Source organism: Gordonia sp. BP-119, from assembly GCF_016924115.1.
In the GTDB taxonomy this organism is placed as follows: domain Bacteria; phylum Actinomycetota; class Actinomycetes; order Mycobacteriales; family Mycobacteriaceae; genus Gordonia; species Gordonia hongkongensis.
Map to the genome: position 1 here is coordinate 53,733 of NZ_JAFFZF010000009.1, position 18,133 is coordinate 71,865.

Below are 18,133 nucleotides of genomic sequence, written 5' to 3' on the forward strand. Positions count from 1 at the left end.
TACCGGCCCTTTGGCAGCATTGACTCCCATGATGACCTCGGCGGCGACACCGAAGGGTGCGCGGCGGCGGTCTCGACTGATCGAGGCTGCCGGCGAGTTGCTGCTCGAAGGAGGCTTCGATGCGGTGCGTCATCGCGCGGTGGCCGAGCGTGCGCAACTACCGCTGGCGTCGACCACCTACTACTTCGGTTCCCTCGACGACCTGATGGCCGAGGCCGCCGCCAATCTGTGCGCGCACGACGAGACCGCAGTCGCCGCCCGCTGCAACGCTCTTCCGCGCCGGCACCGGGGCAGCACGGCGACGGCGGGTGCCCTCGCCGACGTCTTCGTCGGTTCCGACACCACCCTTCAGCAACTGTCCGCGCGGTACGAGATGATCGCGCTCGCGGCGCGGTATCCGCTACTGCGCGAGGTCGTCGCGAGTCGGGGACAATCGCTCGCGTTCCATCACTGCGAGGTCCTGGTGAAGTCGCACCGGGTCGCCGATCCGGCGCACATCGCACAACTGATCGGCATCGAGGACGGAGCGATCGTGGGAGCGTTGTCCCAGACGGCCGTACGACCGGTCGACGCGGTGCGCGACGCCCTGCTCAACGTCGTCGACGTCCTCGCCCCACGGGAGTGACCGGACGGAGTGTCCGGGCCGAACCTCGCGAACTCACCGCGCGGTGGACCCAGCGATGACACGATGGGTCGTCAGGTCACCGACGGGGAAGGGGATCGCGTGTCAGCGAGACGATGGATGGTGGGAGTCGGGGCCGCGCTCGGCGCGGCCGTCATGGCAGCGACGGCGTTCGTCGCCCCGACAGCGCAGGCCGCGCCGGCCGGGCGGGTCGATGCGTCGGTTCCGTTCTCCTCGGCGGTCTACGGCACCGGCTGCACCTATCCGCTGACCGTGGCGGTCAACTCGTCCGGCTGGGTCGAGTTCTTGGAGGTCAAGGCGGGTCTGCCGCCGCGCTTCGTCGGACGCGACCTGCCGCAGGGTGCGCTCGCCTCGACCACCTGGGTGCCGCACCGGACCGGTGACAAGTATCTGTATGCCGTGCAGAACGGGAAGGTGTCGGCGCCGACGTTCGTCCGCGTGCGACAGGGTTACGGGTCCAACGGGGCGTGCATCGCGTTCTGACGGTGTGTGCGCGGCCCTCTCCGGGTTTTGAGGATCGCGACGGCCGCGACCTACACTGACCGGGTGTCGAAGCCCGTCATCGCCAACGTCCTGGCCAGCCGCTATGCCTCCGCCGATCTCGCCGAACTGTGGTCGGCGAGCACCAAGATCGAGCTCGAACGGCGACTGTGGATCGCGGTCCTCAAGGCGCAGCGCGACCTCGGCATCGACGTACCGGCCGACGCCATCGCCGACTACGAGCGCGTCGTCGACCAGGTCGATCTCGCATCCATCGCCGAGCGTGAACGGGTCACCCGCCACGATGTGAAGGCCCGGATCGAGGAGTTCAACGCCCTGGCCGGCCACGAGCAGATCCACAAGGGCATGACCAGCCGCGACCTCACCGAGAACGTCGAGCAGCTGCAGATCCTGCGTTCGCTCGAACACGTCCACGCCCACGGCGTGGCAGTGCTCGCGCGCATCGTCGCACGCGCCGCCGACTACTCGTCGACGGTGATGGCCGGACGCAGTCACAACGTCGCCGCCCAGGCCACCACGCTCGGCAAGCGGTTCGCCTCGGCCGCCGACGAGCTGATGATCGCGCTCACCCGGTTGCGCGAACTCATCGACCGCTACCCGCTGCGCGGGATCAAGGGGCCGATGGGCACCTCGCAGGACATGCTCGACCTGCTCGGCGGCGACGCGGTGAAGCTCGCCGACCTCGAGGGCCGGGTCGCCGATCACCTCGGGTTCGCCCGCTCGTTCACCTCGGTCGGCCAGATCTATCCGCGGTCGCTCGACCACGACGTGGTGTCGGCACTCGTGCAGCTGGCGGCCGCGCCGTCGTCGCTGGCCCACACCATCCGGCTGATGGCGGGCCACGAGCTGGTCACCGAGGGCTTCCAGCCCGGTCAGGTCGGCAGCTCGGCGATGCCGCACAAGATGAACACCCGCAGCTGCGAACGCGTCAACGGGCTCGCGGTCGTACTCCGCGGATACGGCTCGATGGCCGCCGAACTGGCGGGCGCGCAGTGGAACGAAGGCGACGTCTTCTGCTCGGTCGTCCGTCGTGTGGCCCTGCCCGACGCGTTCTTCGCGATCGACGGACTGATGGAGACCTTCTTGACCGTTCTCGACGAGTTCGGTGCCTACCCGGCCGTGATCGCCAACGAACTCGACCGTTATCTGCCGTTCCTCGCGACCACCAAGGTCCTGATGGCCGCGGTGCGCGCCGGCGTCGGGCGGGAGACCGCGCACGAGGCGATCAAGGAGAACGCGGTCGCGGTCGCGCTCGCCATGCGGGAGGAGGGACGCGAACCCGACCTCCTCGACCGGCTCGCCGCCGACGACCGCATCCCGCTCGACCGCGCGCAGCTCGACGCGTTGCTGGCCGACAAGACGGCCTTCGTCGGTGCCGCCGAACAGCAGGTCGCCGACGTCATCGCGGCCGCGGAGAAGATCATCGGGCAGTACCCCGACGCCGCGGGCTACTCGCCGGCGCCGATTCTGTAGCTCTCCGCCATCTCACTCCGGCGCGCTGACGTCGGAGTGCCTGCTACCCCCTGCTCCCTGAGGAGCGCGACCCCGTCTGCTCCCTGAGGTGCGAGGAAAGCGACCCCATCTGCTCCCTGAGGTGCGAGCGAAGCGAGCCACGAAGGGCTCCGCAACGTGTCTCACCAGGCCCTTCGTGGCTCGTCGCTATCGCTCCTCACACCTCAGGGAGCAATGGGGTCGCTCCTTTCGGATTAGGGAGCAGAAGGTCGGCTCTGTCACTCGGGGGTCGAGACGTCGGAGTGCCCGAGGTTCCAATCCGGGAGCGCGGTGTCGCGCACGCGACGCTTGAGTTCGGGAGCACCGGGGAAGCCGCCGTCGCGCTTGCGTTCCCAGATCTGGGTGCCGTCGACGTCGATGGCGAACACCCCGCCCGTGCCAGGGACGAGGGTCACCGAGCCGATCTCGGTGCCGAAGGTGTTCAGCAGTTCCGAGGCCATCCAGGACGCTCGCAGCAGCCAGTTGCACTGCGTGCAGTAGGTGATGGTGATGTGCGGCTCGCTCATCGGTCCAGGATCGCAGACCCCGGGGCCCACGGCCGGACGGGTGGTCCCTGCCGCCCCGCGGGGTCACCTCACCCTCTAGGGTCGAGTCCATGCGTCCTGAACTGCAGTCCTACCGTCATCTGGCGTCGGGGAAGGTCCGCGAGATCTACGAGATCGACGCCGACACCCTGCTGCTGGTGGCGTCCGACCGGATCTCGGCCTACGACCACATCCTCAGTCCCGCGATCCCCGACAAGGGGCGCATCCTGACCGCGATGAGCTTCTACTGGTTCGACGAGCTAGGCGTGCCCAACCACCTGGCCGGCGGACCCACCGACGAACGGATCCCGGCGTCGGTCGTAGGCCGGTCGATGGTGGTCCGTCGACTGCCGATGGTGCAGGTCGAATGCGTTGCCCGCGGCTACCTGACCGGCTCGGGCCTGCTCGACTACCAGGCGACCGGGTCGGTGTGCGGCGTCGAACTGCCGGCGGGACTGGCGGAGGCGAGCAAGCTCCCCGAACCGATCTTCACGCCGGCCACCAAGGCCGAGCAGGGTGAGCACGACGAGAACATCAGTTTCGAGCGGGTCGTCGAGCAGGAGGGGGAGGAGTTGGCGCAGGCGCTACGATCGGCCACCCTCGACATCTACGCCCGCGGCGCCGCCGTCGCCGCCGAGCGCGGAATCATCCTGGCCGACACCAAATTCGAGTTCGGCCGCGGGGCCGACGGTGAACTCGTCCTGGCCGATGAGGTGCTCACCCCCGACTCGTCGCGGTACTGGGAGGCCGCCACCTACGAGGCCGGCAAGGTGCAGCCCAGCTTCGACAAGCAGATCGTGCGAAACTGGCTCACCGGTGCCGAATCCGGGTGGGACCGGGCCTCCGATGTCGCGCCGCCGCCGTTGCCCGACGACGTCGTCGACCGCACGCGGCAGCGCTATATCGATGCCTACGAATGGATCTCGCGAAAGTCCTTCGCGGACTGGCCCGACGCAGAGGTGATCTGATGACCGACGAGAAGACCATCATGAACGCAGCGCCGGTCACCGCGCCGGTGGCCAAGAAGGTGCCCACCGAACGCACCCACCACGGCGACACCTTCGTCGACGACTACGAATGGTTGCGCGACAAGGACGATCCGGAGGTCATCGCCTACCTGGAGGCGCAGAACGCCTTCACCGAATCACACACCGCGCAGCTGGCGGACCTGCGCACGCAGATCTTCGGTGAGATCAAGAGCCGCACCAAGGAAACCGACATGTCGGTGCCCAACCGGCGCGGGCGGCATTGGTACTACGGGCGAACCCATGAGGGCAAGCAGTACTCGACGTCGTGCCGGTGCCCGATCCGGTCCGAGGACGACTGGACCCCGCCAGAGGTGGGCGACGACCCGCTGCCCGGCGAGGAGATCCTGCTCGACGCCAACGTCGAGGCGGAGGGTCACGATTTCTTCAGTCTCGGGGCGCTGACCGTCAGCGACGACGGCAACTGGCTCGCCTACAGCATCGACATCGTCGGGGACGAGCGATACACCCTGCGCGTCAAGGACCTTCGCACCGGGGAGCTCCTCCCCGACGAGGTTCGCGACACCTCGGGGGGTGCGGTGTGGTCGGCGGACGCCCGGCACGTGTTCTACTCGACGGTCGACGCCGCCTGGCGCCCGGACACGGTGTGGCGTCACGACATCGGTGCCGGGACGGCCGACGTCAAGGTCTTTCACGAGCCCGACGAGCGGTTCTGGGTCGGGATGGGCACCACCCGGAGCGACAAGTACCTCGTCATCGGCGTCGGGTCCAAGATCACCTCGGAGAGCTACCTGCTCGCCGCCGACGATCCGACGGGTGAATTCCGCAGCGTCACACCGCGGGTCGACGGGGTCGAGTACAGCGTCGAGCACGCCGTCATCGGCGGCGAGGACTATCTGGTCATCGTGCACAACGAAGTCCGCGACGGGCAGAAGGCGGAGAACTTCGCCATCGACCTCGCGCCGGTCGCCGACCCGTCGGACCGTCGTCCGCTGATCGCGCACGACCCGCAGCGACGGATCGAGGACCTCGACGCCTTCGCCGACTACCTGGTCCTGTCCTACCGCCGAGATGCGTTGCCGCGTCTCGCGATCGCCGATCTGCGGCAGATCGACGGCATCCCGGTCGAATCGGATTTCCGCGAGGTGACCTTCGACCAGGAACTCGGCTCCGCGGGCCTCGGCGCCAACCCGGAATGGCGTGCCCCGAGGCTCCGCATCGGATATGGCAGTTTCATCGAACCGGCGGAACTGTTCGAGCTCGACGTCGCCTCCGGCGAGCGGACCCTGCTCAAGCGGCAGCCGGTGCTCGGCGGTTACGACCCGGCCGACTACGTGCAGTCGCGGGAGTGGGCCGTCGCCGAGGACGGCACCCGGATCCCGCTGTCGGTGGTGCGGCGCAAGGAAACCGACGCCGCCAAGCCGGCGCCCCTGCTCCTCTACGGCTACGGCTCCTACGAGGCGAGTATCGACCCGTACTTCTCGGTGGCGCGACTGTCGATGCTCGATCGCGGCATGGTCTTCGTCCTGGCGCACATCCGCGGTGGCGGGGAGATGGGGCGCTACTGGTACGAGAACGGCAAGGAACTCAGCAAGCGGAACACCTTCACCGACTTCGTGGCCGCGGGACGGCATCTCGTCGACACCGGGTGGACGACACCGCAGCAGATGGTCGCGGAGGGCGGGTCCGCGGGCGGTTTGCTGATGGGTGCGGTCGCGAACCTCGCGCCCGAGTTGTTCAACGGGATGCTGGCGTCGGTGCCGTTCGTCGACGCGCTGAACTCGATCCTCGATCCGTCGTTGCCCCTCACGGTGATCGAGTGGGACGAGTGGGGTGACCCGCTGCACGACCCGAAGGTCTACGAGTACATGAAGACCTACACGCCGTACGAGAACGTCGACGCGAAGCCGTATCCGCCGATCCTCGCCTTGACCTCGCTCAACGACACCCGGGTGCTGTTCACCGAGGCGGCGAAATGGGTTGCGCGACTGCAGGAGAAGACCACCTCGGACAACCCGGTACTGCTCAAGACCGAGATGTCCGCCGGCCACGGCGGCGTCAGCGGACGCTACAAGCAGTGGGAAGAGGTCGCGTTCGAGATCGCGTGGATCCTGCAGCAGTCGGGCGCGCTCGATACTCCCGCTGGTTGAGCTCACCCTTCCGCTGGTTGAGCTCACCTTCCGCTGGTTGAGCTCACCTTCCGCTGGTTGAGCTCACCTTCCGCTGGTTGAGCTCACCTTCCGCTGGTTGAGCTTGTCGAAACCACAAAGCCCCACCGACCCGGGAGTCGGTGGGGCTTTGGTTTGCGATCAGCAAGAGATGATCAGTGCATCATGATCGGACCGCGGTCCATGTCCTCTTCGGTGAGAGGCGACGCGATCTTTTTGCGGGGCAGGAAGAACGCGGGGATCAGGGTGAGGACGATCAGGACCACCGAGATGGTGAACGTACTCGAGAACACGTCCGCGGCCGTCTCGAAGAACGACTCCGGCAACGGGTTCGGCACGCCCGGCGGCAGCGGATCGTCGGAGGTGTTCGCCATGATCGCCAGTCCCGCCTCGGGTCGGCTCGCCAGACTGCTGGCCAGGATCACCGAGATGACGGCCGTACCGATCGACGTGGCCGACTGCTGGATGACGTTCAGCAGCGTCGAACCGTCCGGGACCTGCGGGTTGCTGAGTGTCGCGAGAGCCGCGGACATGATCGGCATCATCGTCATGCCCATGCCGAGACCCTGCACGAACAGCGAACCGCAGATCAGCCAGTACGAGGTCTCGGCGCCGAGGAACATGAACGTAATCAGACCCAGCACGATCAGGACGATGCCGGCGAGCACGAACTTGCCCGGACCCATCTTGTCGGTGAGACGGCCGGCGATCGGCATGGTGAGCATGGCGCCGATGCCCTGCGGGGCCAGCAGCAGACCGGCGGTCAACGTGGACTCGCCGCGCACGCCGATGAAGTACTGCGGGAACAGCAGCGCCGCACCGAAGAACGCGACCATGAACAGCACCATCGTGATGACGGAGATGCTCAGTGTGCGGTTCGCGAAGAGCCGCAGGTCGAGCAGCGGGTTCTTCTTGCGCAGGGCATGCACGATGAAGGCCACGATCAGCAGTGCACCGATGATGGTCGGCACCAGAACCGATGCGGTGACGAAGGTGCGGTGCTCGGCGCTCGAGGAGATACCGAACAGGAACAACGCGAGACCCGGCGACAAGAGCAACAGACCGACGACGTCGATCGAGGGGCGGCTGGTCTCCGCGTCGTCGCGCAGGACGATCCACGAGTAGACCAGCGCGATGATGCCGATCGGGACGTTGATCAGGAAGATCCAGTGCCAGCTCAGCTGCTCGATGAGGACGCCGCCGAGGATCGGGCCCGAGATCGGACCCAGGAGCATCGGGATACCGAGAACGGCCATGACCGAACCGACGCGCTCGGGGCCGGCGGCCTTGGTCAGCATCATCATGCCGATCGGCATCAGCATGCCGCCGCCGAGTCCCTGGATGACGCGGAAGGCCACGAGCATGCCGATGTTCGGCGCCAGCGCGCACAACACCGAACCCACCGTGAACAGGACCAGCGAGACGAGGTAGACGCGCTTGGTGCCGAAACGCGATGCCGCCCAACTCGACAACGGGATCACCGCCGCCAGTGCCAGGGTGTAGCCGGTCGCGGTCCAGGCGGCGCCCGCGGCGTCGGTGCCGAACTCCTGCTGGAAGGTGTTCTGGGCGACCGCCACCACGGTGACGTCGAGGATCGACATGATCGCGCCGAGCACGACCACGCCCGCGACCAGCAGGACGTGACGGTCCAGCTTGGTGTCGGGTGGGCCGTCGTGCAGATGGCCACCTGTGGATGAGGTCATTCGCGTGTTCCTATCGGTCGGGCGAGAAATGGGCGTGCCGCGGCCATCCGCGGCAGAGAAGTCTGTGGGGCTCGTTCGACCCGTGAGGGTCGGTGGTCAGAGATCAGGGAGCGACGAGGTAGGAGAGGGGAGTCACGAGGCCTGCCGTCCGTCGGTGGGCAGACAGAAATGGTCGACGCCGTCGTCGACGATGGGACGCAGTGCCGCGCAGAGGTTGTCGCGCATGTCTGCGGGCAGGTTGGCGACGAAGTGCCGGATGGTCCCGCGCTTCACGGCCAGATGGGTCTCGAGGTAGCGCCGGCCCGCGTCGGTGAGGGAGATGCGCTTGACCCGACGGTCGGACGGGTCCTCTCGACGGTCGACGAGACCTCCGGTCACCAGCTTGTCCACCGTTCGGCCGGCGGCCGCGAGGGACAGCTGAACGTGATCGGCGATCGCGTTGACCGGCATCGGCCCGGGTTGACATGCAAGCGTGGAGAGGATCCGGAGCTGCGAGAACGTGACCTCGCTTGCCGCCAGACTCTCCAGCGCCTCGGGCCGGCTCAGATCGAGGAGCCGCTCGAGGAAGGTGTTGAGCGCCGACGACGCAGCGTTCACCGACTCGTCGGCGCCGCTGTTCGACCTGCATTCTCCGGACACCGAAAGATGCTAACCCGAATGCAACTATTGCCGAAACGCAATTAACGGTGACCTTGCGCATACCGTGGCGGCACCTGTGACCCGGGTCTCCCGAAGGCGGCGCGGGCGCCGTCTAATCTGGCAGCCATGGCCAACATCAAGGACATCCCCGTTACCGCTCTGGACGGCTCCGACGTCTCGCTGAAGGACTTCGGCGGACCGCTGCTCGTGGTGAACGTCGCCAGCAAGTGCGGCCTCACGCCGCAGTACGCCGGCCTGGAGGAACTCGCCAAGACGTATGGAGACAAGGGACTCACCGTCGTCGGGGTCCCCTGCAACCAGTTCATGGGGCAGGAGCCGGGTACCGCCGAGGAGATCGCGACCTTCTGCTCGGCGACCTACGGGGTGACCTTCCCGCTGCTGGAGAAGACCGATGTCAACGGCGAGGCGCGTCACCCGCTCTACGCCGAACTCACCCAGCACGCCGACGCCGACGGGGAAGCCGGCGACATCCAGTGGAACTTCGAGAAGTTTCTCGTCAACGCCGACGGTGAGGTGGTCAACCGCTTCCGTCCGCGCACCGAGCCGACCGATCCGACGGTCGTCGCCGCCATCGAATCCGTGCTCTGAGCCGATTTGGTGCACCCGGTAAGCTGACCGGCGTGAACTGATCGGGAGAACACCGGTCAGGCGACAACCGACCAGCAGACATTGAGGAGCGGTCCATGGCGCGAGTGGTGGTCGACGTGATGCCCAAAGCCGAGATTCTCGACCCGCAGGGGCAGGCCATCGTCGGCGCCCTGGGCCGGCTCGGGTTCAGCGGGATCGGCGACGTCCGTCAGGGCAAGCGCTTCGAGCTCGAGGTCGACGACACGGTCGACGACACGACGCTGGAGCGCATCGCCGAGGAGTTGCTGACCAACACCGTCATCGAGAACTTCAACGTCTCGCGCGTCGCGGAGTAGAGAGCAGCACATGACAGCACGCATCGGGGTCATCACCTTCCCCGGCACCCTCGACGACGTCGACGCCGCCCGCGCGGTCCGGCTGGCCGGCGCCGAGCCGGTCGCGCTGTGGCACGGCGACGCCGACCTGAAGGGCGTCGACGCGATCATCGTCCCCGGCGGATTCTCCTACGGCGATTACCTGCGCGCGGGGGCCATCGCCCGCTTCGCTCCGGTGATGGGATCCGTCGTCGAGGCAGCCGGCAAGGGGATGCCGATCCTGGGTATCTGCAACGGTTTCCAGGTGCTCTGTGAGGCCGGGCTGCTGCCGGGTGCCCTGACCCGTAACGAGGGCCTGCACTTCATCTGTCGCGACGAGTGGCTGCGCGTCGAGTCGAACACCACGGCCTGGACGACCCGCTTCGAGCAGGGTGCGGAGATCCTCATCCCGCTCAAGTCCGGCGAAGGACGTTACGTGGCCTCGCAGCGCAAGCTCGAGGAGCTGGAGGGTGAGGGGCTCGTCGTGTTCCGGTTCCCCGAGCGGAACCCGAACGGTTCGTCCCTCGACATCGCCGGTATCTCGAGCCCTAACGGGCGGATCGTCGGCCTGATGCCGCATCCCGAGCACGCCACGGAGCCGCTCACCGGACCCAGCGACGACGGCCTCGGCCTGTTCTACTCGGCGATCGACTCGGTCCTCGCCTCGGCGTGAATGCGCGTTCGTCGATGAGTGCGTCCGCCAGGATTCCGACCAGCGCGACCGCACGCGGCCTCGGCGAGTTCGTCGACGCCTCGCCGTCGCCGTTCCACGTCTGCGCGACGGTGGCCCGCGAACTCGAAAGTGCCGGGTACACAAGGCTGTTCGAGGATCAGCCGTGGGCGGATGCCGGCCTCGACGCCCCGTCGGCGCGGCACTACGTCATCCGTGGCGGCTCGATCATCGCCTGGGAGACCGGGCAGACCGGCACCTTCCGCATCGTCGGCGGACATACCGACAGCCCCAACCTGCGGCTCAAGCAGCATCCCGACCGCTCGTCGGCCGGAGTCGCGATGGTCGCCCTCGAACCCTACGGCGGCGCCTGGCTCAATTCCTGGCTCGACCGCGATCTCGGCCTCTCCGGCCGCCTCGCGTACCGATCGGGGAACTCGGTGGCGCACACGCTGGTTCATGTGACCGAACCGGTGGTGCGGGTACCCCAACTCGCCATCCACCTGTCCGAGGACCGGAAGGGCGTGTCGCTCGATCCGCAGCGGCATGTCAACGCGGTGTGGGGAATCGGCGACGACGTCCCCGACGTCCTCGGCTGGGTGTCGGAGTACGCGGGCATCGACCCGGACGCGCTCCTCGGCTGGGAACTCATGACCCACGACGTCGCGCCGTCGGCGATCATCGGAGCCGACGGAAACCTGCTCAGCGCACCGCGATTGGACAACCAGGGCACCTGCTACGCCGGTCTGCGAGCATTGCTCGACCCCGGGTCGTCGAACCACACGAAGATGTTGGTGCTGTTCGACCACGAGGAAGTGGGCAGCGGATCCGAGCGTGGGGCCGCCTCGGACTTCCTGGGGTCGATCTGCGAACGAATCGTGCTCGCGCGCGGCGGATCACGCGCGGACTTCCTCCAGACGATGGCCGCGAGCGTCTGCCTGTCCGGCGACATGGCGCACGCGACCCACCCGAACTATCCCGAGCGGCACGAACCCGGCCACCGCATCTCGATCGGCGGCGGCCCGGTGCTGAAGGTGAACCAGAACCTGCGCTATGCGTCGGATGCGGTGGGAGAGGCCGTCTTCGCGCTCGCGTGCGACGCCGCGGGCGTCCCCATGCAGCGATATGTCCATCGCGCGGATCTGCCGTGCGGGTCGACGATCGGGCCGATCACGGCATCACGCACCGGGCTCACGACGATCGACGTCGGCGCGCCGCAGCTCGCGATGCACTCCGCGCGTGAGCTCATGGGCGCCGACGACGTGCCGATGTATTCGGCTGCGCTGCAAGCGTTTCTGACGCAGGACTAGGAACGACGCGCGAGCAGGCGAGCGCCTCACCTCGCTCCCTGAGGAGCGAGCCTGCGAGCGTCGCCTACCGCTCCCTGAGGAGCGCCCGGAGCTTGCGGAGGGCGCGTCACGAAGGGTCCTGCTGAGGTAGCGGGATCAGTATTCGCGGGCGAACCCGAGGACCTTGTTCACGTACTCCATCGAGTTGTTGTACCGCAGGACAGCGGTCACCAACGAGGACGAGTCCCGCAGGTCGAGATCGTCGTCGCACAGGTAGTTCGCGGTGGTCAGCGCGGCGTCGAAGATGTTCTGCGGGTCGGACTTGCCGTCACCGTTGCCGTCGGCGGCGTACATCTTCCACGTCGACGGCAGGAATTGCATCGGGCCGACCGCGCGGTCGTAGACCGGGTCGCCGTCGAGTTCGCCGCCGTCGGTGTCACCGATGACCTGGTTGCCGGCGAGGGAGCCGTCGAGGCGCGGACCGAAGATCGCGCTGCGCAGGACGCCGTCGGGGTTCACGTTGCCCTGGTCGGCGTGGTGGGACTCGACCCGGCCGATCCCGGCGATGACCTTCCAGTCGATGCCGCAGCGCGGGTGGGTGCTCGTGACGGACTTCGCGGCCGCCTCATACGCGTCGTAGTTGGTCACCGGGACCGCACCGGTCGTCACGCTCGCCGGACGGACCGGCGGCGGCGGGGGAGTGGGTGCCAGTGGGTGTGCCTTCACAGCCGGTGTCACGGACGGTGGCGTGGTCGGGGCCTCGGACGTCACCTGCGGCGCGGACACCGGCGTGGGGGCCAGCGTGTTGCCGGAGAGTTCGGCCCCGGCGGTCGCCGCGCCGGCCAGAACGCCCACCGGTAGCAGAGCGGTGGCCCACAACGGTGTGCGTGACCTCTTCCGTGGCTTGGAGTGCTTACCCAAAACTGATCGACCTCGCGTGTACATCTCGTGGTTCGTGGTTGCGGAACCGAGCCGACCGTACACGCGGCCGTGAGCAAAGCGTTACCTTGTCGTGATCAATTCAGGTCTGGACACCACCACCGATTTGTGTCTTTGCAGGTGAGGCCGGAAGCTCGGCCCGGCATGTGAAACGGCCCACAAAGGGGATTGAGACCCTCGGGTTAACGGGAAGACCGGGGTCAATTCGGGCGGAGCATCGACAGGGTGCTGCCTTCGCTGACGACGATGTATCCGTCGACGACCCGCACGAGTCCGGGGGAAGACAGGCCGCGCTCCCAGGCCGCGGTGTTCGCCGGGGTGAGCCCGGTCAGCAGGCCCTGGTTGACGACGACCATGGTGGTGCCGCTGGACCCGACGCACCGCGGGTTGGCGAGGATCGGCTGCTGCGGTCCCGGCGGCGGTCCGCTGCCGATGTGCGTGCCGTCGGCGAGCGCGTAGGTCGTCCGCGAACCGTCCAGGCGACCGAAGTTCACGAGGGACCCGCACGCGATGGCATTGGCCTTGGACAGTTCACCGTCGCGGATCTGCCACAGTGCCCCCGGACGTGCCGGGTCGCGGACCTCGTACTGCCCCTCGGCGGCGAAGACCAGGTTCGCCGCGTTCAGGACCGGGAGGGTCGACGGCCCGGGCAGCACGCTCAGACCGTCGGCCTCGGCGACCGGATCGGCGTCCACCCGGCCGTTGACGGTGGCGTAGGTGACCACCTTCTCCTCGCCGTGCGTCTGGTGGTCGACGGTCACCCCGGTCGGGTAGAGCTTGATGCTGCACTGATCGCAACCGATGCGGTCCTCACCGGTGGCGGGGTTGACCAGGTGTTCGCTCGCGTCGGCGGTCCTGATGACCACGGTGTCGCCGGTGACCTCGATACCGACGACCGGTGCCGCGAAGGTCCGAGCCCAGATGCCGTTGCCGGCCGGTGTGTTCAGGGTGACCTGGTGCCCGACCCGGTTGACGCGCAGGAAGTTGTTGCCGAGGCCCTCCACCGATTTGGTGTCCAGGTATTCGGCGGTGCGGGTCGGGATGCCGGCGTCGTCGACGAGGTAGAAGCCGTCCTCGAGTGGGGTGCCGAGCTGTACCGCGCAACCGACCTGGCCGGCTTCGTTGACCGCGCAGTCGCCCTGCCCCGCGTTGATGGGGCTGTCCCACAGCAGGTTTCCCGATCGCCGGTCCACCATCACGAACGAGCGCCCCAGCCCGGAGGGGTAGGTGATGAGCCATCCCTCGTCGGAGGTGTCGGCGATCTCGATGGTGACCTCGCCGGAGTAGTCCGGTAGATCCTCCTGCCCGACGATCGTCCAGGCGGTCCCCGGTTCGCGTTCGTAGCCGCGCAGCTCGCCGTAGGCGTAGTCGCCGTCGTCGGTCTGGGCGGTGCCGCTCGCCAGCACCACGCCGCCGGTCACGACCAGCGCGGCGCACAGGGCGAAGACGACGGTCCCGATGCCGAAGGGCAGACGCGCGGACAGGGCCCGGACGCGGGAGCGAGAGGACATGGGTAAGAGTCAACCATGACGGTGGTGGCCGCTCCGGAGCCGGGAGCCGGACGGTGGAGCAGGAATTTCGCCGGTCCGATCATGGTTTTCGCGCCCGCAGGGCACTGGACTGTTCCCATGGACCTGTTGCGTGAAGTGTTGGTGACCCTGACGGTCGTGACCACCGGCCTCAGCGCCGGCGTACTGGCGGGGTTCGGGTATGCCGTGATCCCCGGCCTGACCCGGGCCGGCGCCGACGTCGCGGTCGCGGCGATGCAGCGGATGAACAGCGCGATCCTCAACCCGCTGTTCGCGGTGATCTTCGGCGGCGGCGTGGTGTTCGGCGCGCTGACCGTCTGGGTCTCGTGGGGTTCTGGGCTCCGATGGTGGGTCCTGACCGCGACGGTCCTGACCGCGCTCGGTGTCGTCATCACGATGGTCGTCAACGTCCCGGCCAATGACCGCCTCGACGCCGCGGGTGTTGTCCGCGGCGACGAGGCGGTGCGGGTCTGGACGCGGTTCACCGCCGTCTGGGTGCCGTGGAACATCGTGCGGTCCGTGCTGACCACCGCTGCGGCGGCGGTGCTCGTCGTCGGGTTGACCGTGGGGTGACTCAGAACAACTGACCGAGGTAGAACTGAGCGCCCTGGTCGTCGGTGCACCGCGCCGAGATGCCGTAAGGGGCCGCGTTCGGTTCCTCGAGCACCGTGCCGCCCGCGGCCCGGACACGTTCGACCGTGGCCACGACGTCGTCGGTCGTCCACATCGGCACCGCCACCGAGCTCTCGGCGCCGCCCGCGAGCCCGACCTGCGGTCGCGAGTCGTCGACCTCCCAGCCGTCGTCGATGCGTCCGCCGTGGAACGTCCAGCCGAGGACCGATCCGTAGAACGCGCGGAAGCGTCCGCTGTCGGGCGTCAGCACCGTCAGGTAGGTCATGGCCCCGGGATCGCGCGGGTGTGCCTGCGGCCGTTCGTCGGCGGGGTTCGCGGCGTAGACCGCGAACCGGACGCCCTGATCGTCGACGGCGTCGACCAGGCGATGACCGTCGGGACTCGAACCGAACTCGCCCCGCCCGCCCGCTGCGACGATGCGCTCATGTGCGGCCTCGAGATCGTCGACGGCGTACGCGCAGAAGATCGTCGGTGCGCCGTCGGTCTCGAAGATGCCGAGGCGATGGCTGACGTTGGTGACGCGTCGGCCCTCGGCGTCGAACTCCCAGCCCAGGACGTCGGCGTAGAAGCGTCGGGCGCGGACGGCGTCGGGGGTGTTCAGCGACATGTAACCGATGTCGCCCTGATGGACCATCTCGGTACCCACGGTCTTCGACGGTCCACTCAGCATCCAGCGGTGGCCGAACGGGTCGACGATCACCGCGGTGCGGGTGCCGTGGGCTTCGTACGGCTCTCGGGTCACCGCGGCTCCCGCGCGGGCGGCCGACGCGACCGCGTCGTCGGTGTCGTCGACGGCGACCATCAGGCTGACCGAGACCTGTCCGGGTGCGGGCGCCCGGAGTCCGAGGTCCGGGAACTCGGCGGCGAGATAAACGGCGCCGCCGCCCAGTTCGAGTTCGGCGTGACCGATCACGCCGTCGGACATCACGATCGGCTCGCCGCGCAGCCGGGCGCCGAGCGTGTCGACGTACCAGTCGATCGCGGCCTGCGGTTCGGCGACGACGAGATACGGGAGGGCGCCGGGGCGTTCGACCGTCGGTTCCGGTCGGGCGGGCGCCTCGGTCCGGACGGTCTCGGTTGCGTCGAGTTGTGTTGCGGTGGCCATGACGACTCCTTCGGGTAGGGTCGCCCCGCGCTCGAGGCGGTCCCGCAGCGCGGCGGCGAAATCCAGGTCGGGACGGACCGGATCGTCGAAGCCCGGCGTGCGCGCTGCGTTCAGGACGTGCAGCGGATCTCGTGCTGCGTCGAAGCGCGAGCTGTTCCGGGTGCTCATGCGTGACCTCCTCTCCCGCTGGGCTGGGGTTGTGTTTCGGGGTAGGCGGCGCGGAACGCCCGCTTGGCCCTGGTGAGAAGCGCCTCGGTGGCGCCGACCGTGCGGCCCAAAATCTCCGCGCACTCGCCGACGGGGAGATCGTCGACATAGCGCAGCGTCAGCACCGAACGGTGGATCGGCGACAACTGGCCGAGCGTGTGATGGGCGACCATCCGGTCGAGTTCGGTGTCCCACGGGTCGTCCCCGTGGTCGGGCAGGTCGTCGACCGGTTCCGGCGTGCGCTGTGCACGTCGCCAGTGGTCGGCGAGCTTGTGCCGGGCGATCCCGATGAGCCACGGAGTGGTCGGTTCGGTGTCGCGGCGTCGTCGGACGGAGTCCATGGCGGCCAGGAAGGTCTCCGAGGTGACGTCCTCGGCGGTACGACGATCCGTGCAGCGCCGCACGACGAAGCCGTACACCTCCGGCAGTGCCTGGTCGTAGACCGCCAGCAATCCCTCTGGTCCCCGGGCCGAAGAAACCGGTTGGTCGCTGCTCACATCTCTATCGTCGCGGCCGGACCCGATGATCCGACGCCCGTGGCGAAAAAAACTCGCGCCGTTCTCCGGGCGGTCACGGAGCGGTGCGTTCTCCGACGGTGAGCTCGATGATCTCGTCGGCCAGAATCTGTGGCTGGTCGAGTGAGACGAAGGTCCGGGCGTCGGGAACCTCGACGAACGGCGCCCCGCCCGGGAAGACGGCGGCCAGGCGGCGTCCGTGGGCCGGGGTGAAACACCGGTCGTCGCGACCCCACACCATTCGAACCGGGAGGTCGACGCGCGACATCCGCGGGGTGATCTGCGCCAGTTCGGCGGGGCGGATGCCGCGGAGGAACGCGATGAAGTCGTTGCGGATGCGTACGTCGCGCTGTAGCGGTTCGAAGACCGAGCCGGTGAGGGCGGGATCGGGATCGTTCAACAGCAGACCGACGCCCAGCGCGGAATGGCGCAGTGCACGCAGGCGCATCGCCTCGGCCAGCGGTTTCAGCAAAAGTCGGTGCTTCATCAGCGCGAAGTACAACCGGAACGGCTGCGGCGGAAAAAGATCGAAGGCATCGCAGTTGGTGAACACCAGCCGGCTGACGAACGCGGGATCGTCGTCGAGAGCGAATTGGGTGATGGCGCCACCGGAGTCGTTGGCCACGAGGGTCGCGTCCGACAGGCCGAACCGGTCGACGAACTCACGTAGGAGCTTGCTCATCCCGCGCGGCGAGCGGTCGGCTCCGGGTCCGAGCGGGATGCGGTGCGAGCCCAACGGCATGAGGGGCACATGGCACCGGAATCCGCGCTCGGCGAGCAACCGTGCCGTCGGTTCCCACAGCCGATGGTCGACCACGGCCCCGTGCACGAACACGACCGGCGGATGCGCCGAGTCGTCCGGACCGTAGGTCGCGTACTCGAGGGCGCCGGACGGAAGTTCGACGGTCGGCAATGCAGTCGTCATGGCGAGACCCGCTTCTCGTAGACTCGGTAACTTACGAACACTCAGTACGAAAGTTACGTGCAACCTGTATGAAAGTCAACCGTCGTACCCAGGCCGAGCGGACCGCGGCGACCCGCGCGTCGTTGATCGGCGCCGGCCGGAAGCTGTTCGGCGAACGCGGCTTCGCCGACGTCGGCACCCAGGAGATCGTCGCCGAGGCCGGCGTGACGCGCGGTGCGCTCTACCACCAGTTCGACGACAAGAAAGGGCTGTTCGTCGCCGTCTACGACGACGTGGAACAGTCGATCGTCGCGCAGATCGCGGCGGCCGTGGGGGAGCGCGCCGGCGAGGACCCGCTCGCCGCGCTGAAGACGGGTATGCGTCTGTTCCTGCGGCTGTGCACCGAGCCGGAGGTGCATCGGATCACGCTCGTCGAGGCGCCGTCGGTGCTCGGATGGAGTGAATGGCGTGCTCGCGGAGAAGAATTCGGATTCGCACTCGTCGAAGGCCTGATCGCGGCCGCGATCGCCACGGGCCAGGCGGTCGAGCAGCCCACGCGCCCGCTGGCCCACGTCGCGATCGGCGCGCTCGACGAGGCGGCGCTCTTCGTCGCCGCCGCCGACGATCGCGAGGCCGCCACCGAACAGGTCGCCGCCGTCCTGGAACGGATCGTCGACTCCTTCGCGACCTAGTCGCTCCTGGCG

At 68.0% G+C, this 18,133-nt stretch carries 19 protein-coding genes; 11 read left to right on the forward strand and 8 right to left on the reverse strand.

What is annotated here, in order from left to right; genetic code table 11:
- The first annotated feature begins 31 nt into the window (after positions 1-31).
- From JW364_RS07760 to purB, 3 genes are all read left to right on the forward strand, one after another.
- A complete protein-coding gene (locus tag JW364_RS07760) occupies positions 32-625 on the forward strand; it encodes a TetR/AcrR family transcriptional regulator (protein ID WP_205333427.1) in 594 nt (197 codons plus the stop codon).
- Positions 626-724: 99 nt separating this feature from the next.
- Complete coding sequence (locus tag JW364_RS07765) at positions 725-1,126, forward strand: hypothetical protein (protein ID WP_205333414.1); 402 nt, start codon at positions 725-727, stop codon at positions 1,124-1,126.
- Between the two features lie 63 nt (positions 1,127-1,189).
- Positions 1,190-2,617 (forward strand): adenylosuccinate lyase, encoded by a 1,428-nt coding sequence (gene purB, locus JW364_RS07770; RefSeq protein WP_058251227.1) that lies wholly within the window; start codon positions 1,190-1,192, stop codon positions 2,615-2,617.
- A 257-nt stretch (positions 2,618-2,874) separates the two neighbouring features.
- Here the strand turns inward: purB and JW364_RS07775 are convergent, their stop codons facing one another.
- Entirely contained in the window at positions 2,875-3,162 is a 288-nt protein-coding gene (locus JW364_RS07775; protein ID WP_065629099.1) for a SelT/SelW/SelH family protein, read from the reverse strand.
- An 89-nt stretch (positions 3,163-3,251) separates the two neighbouring features.
- On the opposite strand from JW364_RS07775, the gene JW364_RS07780 reads away from it, so the two are divergent.
- Both JW364_RS07780 and JW364_RS07785 read left to right on the forward strand, forming a co-directional pair.
- Positions 3,252-4,148: a phosphoribosylaminoimidazolesuccinocarboxamide synthase gene (locus JW364_RS07780; protein ID WP_205333415.1), complete on the forward strand. Its 897-nt coding sequence runs from the start codon at positions 3,252-3,254 to the stop codon at positions 4,146-4,148.
- Positions 4,148-6,316, forward strand: a complete 2,169-nt coding sequence (locus tag JW364_RS07785; RefSeq protein WP_165630584.1) for a S9 family peptidase — start codon at positions 4,148-4,150, stop codon at positions 6,314-6,316. Before JW364_RS07780 ends, JW364_RS07785 begins: the two co-directional genes overlap by 1 nt.
- Positions 6,317-6,489: 173 nt before the next feature.
- Here JW364_RS07785 and JW364_RS07790 read toward each other — a convergent pair whose 3' ends face one another.
- Positions 6,490-8,037 carry a DHA2 family efflux MFS transporter permease subunit gene (locus JW364_RS07790; RefSeq protein ID WP_165630583.1) on the reverse strand — a complete coding sequence of 516 codons (1,548 nt, stop codon included), beginning with the start codon at positions 8,035-8,037 and terminating at the stop codon, positions 6,490-6,492.
- A 132-nt stretch (positions 8,038-8,169) separates the two neighbouring features.
- Complete coding sequence (locus JW364_RS07795; protein WP_165630582.1) at positions 8,170-8,676, reverse strand: MarR family winged helix-turn-helix transcriptional regulator; 507 nt, start codon at positions 8,674-8,676, stop codon at positions 8,170-8,172.
- 126 nt (positions 8,677-8,802) lie between these two features.
- On the opposite strand from JW364_RS07795, the gene JW364_RS07800 reads away from it, so the two are divergent.
- The 4 genes from JW364_RS07800 to JW364_RS07815 all read left to right on the forward strand — a co-directional run bounded on the left by JW364_RS07800 (position 8,803) and on the right by JW364_RS07815 (position 11,618).
- A complete protein-coding gene (locus tag JW364_RS07800; protein WP_137810230.1) occupies positions 8,803-9,285 on the forward strand; it encodes a glutathione peroxidase in 483 nt (160 codons plus the stop codon).
- Between the two features lie 95 nt (positions 9,286-9,380).
- The gene (gene purS, locus JW364_RS07805) at positions 9,381-9,620 is read left to right on the forward strand and encodes a phosphoribosylformylglycinamidine synthase subunit PurS (protein ID WP_010844201.1); all 240 of its coding nucleotides are present in this window, start codon (positions 9,381-9,383) and stop codon (positions 9,618-9,620) included.
- A gap of 10 nt (positions 9,621-9,630) precedes the next feature.
- A complete protein-coding gene (gene purQ / locus JW364_RS07810) occupies positions 9,631-10,311 on the forward strand; it encodes a phosphoribosylformylglycinamidine synthase subunit PurQ (protein WP_058251220.1) in 681 nt (226 codons plus the stop codon).
- A 14-nt stretch (positions 10,312-10,325) separates the two neighbouring features.
- Positions 10,326-11,618: a M18 family aminopeptidase gene (locus JW364_RS07815; RefSeq protein WP_165630581.1), complete on the forward strand. Its 1,293-nt coding sequence runs from the start codon at positions 10,326-10,328 to the stop codon at positions 11,616-11,618.
- A gap of 135 nt (positions 11,619-11,753) precedes the next feature.
- Here the strand turns inward: JW364_RS07815 and JW364_RS07820 are convergent, their stop codons facing one another.
- Positions 11,754-12,518, reverse strand: coding sequence for a lytic transglycosylase domain-containing protein (locus tag JW364_RS07820; RefSeq protein ID WP_165630919.1), 765 nt, complete (start codon positions 12,516-12,518; stop codon positions 11,754-11,756).
- Between the two features lie 218 nt (positions 12,519-12,736).
- Positions 12,737-14,047 (reverse strand): PQQ-binding-like beta-propeller repeat protein, encoded by a 1,311-nt coding sequence (locus JW364_RS07825; RefSeq protein WP_137810228.1) that lies wholly within the window; start codon positions 14,045-14,047, stop codon positions 12,737-12,739.
- 117 nt (positions 14,048-14,164) lie between these two features.
- Between JW364_RS07825 and JW364_RS07830 the strand changes: the two genes are divergently transcribed.
- On the forward strand, positions 14,165-14,638 hold the full coding sequence (locus JW364_RS07830; RefSeq protein WP_165630580.1) for a DUF1772 domain-containing protein: 474 nt from the start codon (positions 14,165-14,167) through the stop codon (positions 14,636-14,638).
- 1 nt (position 14,639) lies between these two features.
- Here the strand turns inward: JW364_RS07830 and JW364_RS07835 are convergent, their stop codons facing one another.
- The 3 genes from JW364_RS07835 to JW364_RS07845 all read right to left on the reverse strand — a co-directional run bounded on the left by JW364_RS07835 (position 14,640) and on the right by JW364_RS07845 (position 17,450).
- The gene (locus JW364_RS07835; protein ID WP_165630579.1) at positions 14,640-15,971 is read right to left on the reverse strand and encodes a VOC family protein; all 1,332 of its coding nucleotides are present in this window, start codon (positions 15,969-15,971) and stop codon (positions 14,640-14,642) included.
- Entirely contained in the window at positions 15,968-16,462 is a 495-nt protein-coding gene (locus tag JW364_RS07840) for an RNA polymerase sigma factor (RefSeq protein WP_058251215.1), read from the reverse strand. Before JW364_RS07840 ends, JW364_RS07835 begins: the two co-directional genes overlap by 4 nt.
- A gap of 118 nt (positions 16,463-16,580) precedes the next feature.
- On the reverse strand, positions 16,581-17,450 hold the full coding sequence (locus JW364_RS07845) for an alpha/beta fold hydrolase (protein WP_165630578.1): 870 nt from the start codon (positions 17,448-17,450) through the stop codon (positions 16,581-16,583).
- A 68-nt stretch (positions 17,451-17,518) separates the two neighbouring features.
- On the opposite strand from JW364_RS07845, the gene JW364_RS07850 reads away from it, so the two are divergent.
- The gene (locus tag JW364_RS07850; RefSeq protein ID WP_165630577.1) at positions 17,519-18,121 is read left to right on the forward strand and encodes a TetR/AcrR family transcriptional regulator; all 603 of its coding nucleotides are present in this window, start codon (positions 17,519-17,521) and stop codon (positions 18,119-18,121) included.
- Positions 18,122-18,133 lie beyond the last annotated feature (12 nt).